Raw genomic sequence first — 2,481 nt, forward strand, 5'->3', positions numbered from 1 at the left:
TTTGGTGAAATTTAATGAGTAAATTGAATAAATCAGATGTTTTAATTACGACTCAAACAGGTTGGAATGAGGCGTATTTAATTGGCACCGAAAAGGAGTTGTTGAACTTCGCACAGAGCATAATTGAAACCGTACAAAGCGCTAAAAGTGACATTTTCTTTGGCGAAAAAGTTAAAACTAGCAAGCATATCTACGGGAAAGTATCTTTTGCAAGTGAAGTTCAATTTGATGAGGTTGTAGTTACGGAAAGCGTTGAACAAACAGATGAAATTCAGTTGTAAAGTTCAGGGCATATAACAAGTTGCTCAAGCATCGTTTCGGCCAAAAAACGGCCTCCACTGGACTCGCTAGCGCTCGCCGCTTAGCAAGGCGTTAACTTAAGGGTTGAAGTAATTGGGAACACTAATACATGACCGTGTAGAAGCGGCACGAAATGGTAAAAATGAAACGGTAGTCTGCAAAACTAAAAGTGGCTGGGTAGTAATTGGAGACGTTCAGTTTTTAAAAGGTTATTGCCTTTTGTTAGCAGATCCAGTAGTTGAATCTCTAAATAGCTTGACTGAAGAAGAGCGTAAGCAATATCTCTATGAGACAACTGTGATTGGAGATGCACTTCTAGAACTAACTGGTTGTTATCGTGTCAACTACGAAACATTGGGTAATAGCGAACCAGCTTTACATACACATATTTTCCCTCGCTACTTGTCTGAAGATCCTGAAATACGAAGATATCCGGCTTGGTTTTATGATTGGGAAAATGCTCCAAAATTTAACAAAGATGAAATGGCAGAATTTGCTAATAATCTAAAGCAGTACCTTATTAAAGCAGGGATAGCCATAAGTTAACAAAGCGCTGTAGCAATACAGCCCTAAATTCACCGCTTCGCGGTGGGCTGTGGACTCGCTCACGCTCGCCGCTAAGCTTTGCGTTATCCCCCATCAATTTTAGACTTTTGAGTCCCAAGGTTTAGTCGCCAAATTCCTCTTTTCATAGCCGCAGGTTTGTGTCGAAATCTGCAAATAACCTTTGTTTGCGTTACGTGTCTGAAATTCCAATCACGCAGTTGAATTCAGGTTTCGGTTGTTGTCTCTTGGTGGCTTAAACACGGTTTGCGGCAAAGTGAAATGCGGTAGCTTTTTCTATAGGTGCTGACGGCAAGCCGCGAAAGACATGGAGCAAGGGCTAACAAATGCAGCCACAGGACAAAAAACCGCTCCGCAATTTTTTGCCTGTGCTGGCAGGCGTTATGTGACAAGGGGGTCATACTGAAGATCGAGTATAAGGTTAACCAGCAAATTTCTGCTGAACAATTTATTGACCTGCTTAAGCGAACGACTCTTGGAGAACGTCGCCCAGTAGAAAATACCAAATGTATTAGAGGGATGCTAGATAATAGCAATCTCATCGTCACTGCTTGGGATAGTAGTAAGCTGGTAGGTGTTGCCCGTTCAGTTACAGATTTCCACTATTGTTGCTATCTATCAGATCTTGCGGTTGATGAAGAATATCAAAGATTAGGTATTGGGAAGCAGTTACAGATTCAAACGCAAGCTAAAATTCAGTCTACTTGTAAACTGTTCCTGATCGCCGCACCATCAGCCAATAAATATTACGAGCAACTTGGTTACACAAGAAATGAGCGTTGCTGGGTACTAGAGCGTGGTCGAAAAATTATCACATAACAAGAGCATAAACGGGACGTTTACTCGTGGCGCATTTATCAAAAAGCGGTGATTTAGACGTTTCAATCAATTAGTGCTGGTAAACGCCCGTTATGCTGACGTTATCCCCCGTCAATTTTAGAGTTTTGAGTCCCAAGGTTTAGTCGCCAAATCCCTCTTTTCATAGCCGCAGGTTCGTTTCGAAAACGGTAAGCAACCTTTGTTTGAGTGACGTGTCTGAAATTCCAATAATGCAGTTGAATTCAGAATCAGGTTATTGTCTCTTGGTGGTTTAAATACGGTTCGCGGCAAAACGAAATGCGGCAGCTTTTTCAAAGAGTGCTGGCGGCAAGCCGCGAGAGACATGGAGCAAGGGCTAACAAATGCAGCCACAGGACAAAAAAATGCTCCGCAATTTTTTGCCTGTGCTGGCAGGCTTTATGCAACGTAACTATGAATAACATTAGATTTAAATTTGGTGAACCTGAACACGGCTGGATCGGTGTTATCGTCGGTGATTCTAACCATGAGGTAGTGTTAGAGATTTCCGATGTCCCTTGTAACTCCTTATACAAATTAACTGATGTTCTTTTGGAGCTGAAAGCAGGCTCCAAGTTTCAAGAAGTTGAGTTTTCACTTGAGCCAGATTTTGCGTTATGGAAGTTCATTAATTTAGGCCACTTGCTCGAAATACATGTATACCCAAACTCTTCTTGTGAGGAGCCTTTTGTATTCTCTGGGTGCAAAGACAAGGTTCTGCACAATCGACCGTCGATGACAAGCGCAAGGCCGCGCATACAATGCAGGATGCATTGAAGA

General features: G+C 42.2%; 4 protein-coding genes. 3 read left to right on the forward strand and 1 reads right to left on the reverse strand.

The annotated features are described in order from the left end of the window. Positions 1-14 precede the first annotated feature (14 nt). From CS022_RS24410 to CS022_RS24420, 3 genes are all read left to right on the forward strand, one after another. Entirely contained in the window at positions 15-281 is a 267-nt protein-coding gene (locus CS022_RS24410) for a hypothetical protein (protein ID WP_129124455.1), read from the forward strand. A 112-nt stretch (positions 282-393) separates the two neighbouring features. Further along, entirely contained in the window at positions 394-846 is a 453-nt protein-coding gene (locus tag CS022_RS24415; RefSeq protein ID WP_129124456.1) for an HIT family protein, read from the forward strand. Between the two features lie 420 nt (positions 847-1,266). Then, positions 1,267-1,683 (forward strand): GNAT family N-acetyltransferase, encoded by a 417-nt coding sequence (locus CS022_RS24420; RefSeq protein WP_129124457.1) that lies wholly within the window; start codon positions 1,267-1,269, stop codon positions 1,681-1,683. 596 nt (positions 1,684-2,279) lie between these two features. Here CS022_RS24420 and CS022_RS27025 read toward each other — a convergent pair. Then, the coding region (locus tag CS022_RS27025; protein WP_235869901.1) for a hypothetical protein at positions 2,280-2,481 on the reverse strand (202 nt) is incomplete at its 5' end.

This window comes from Veronia nyctiphanis, from assembly GCF_004116385.1.
GTDB lineage: Bacteria > Pseudomonadota > Gammaproteobacteria > Enterobacterales > Vibrionaceae > Veronia > Veronia nyctiphanis.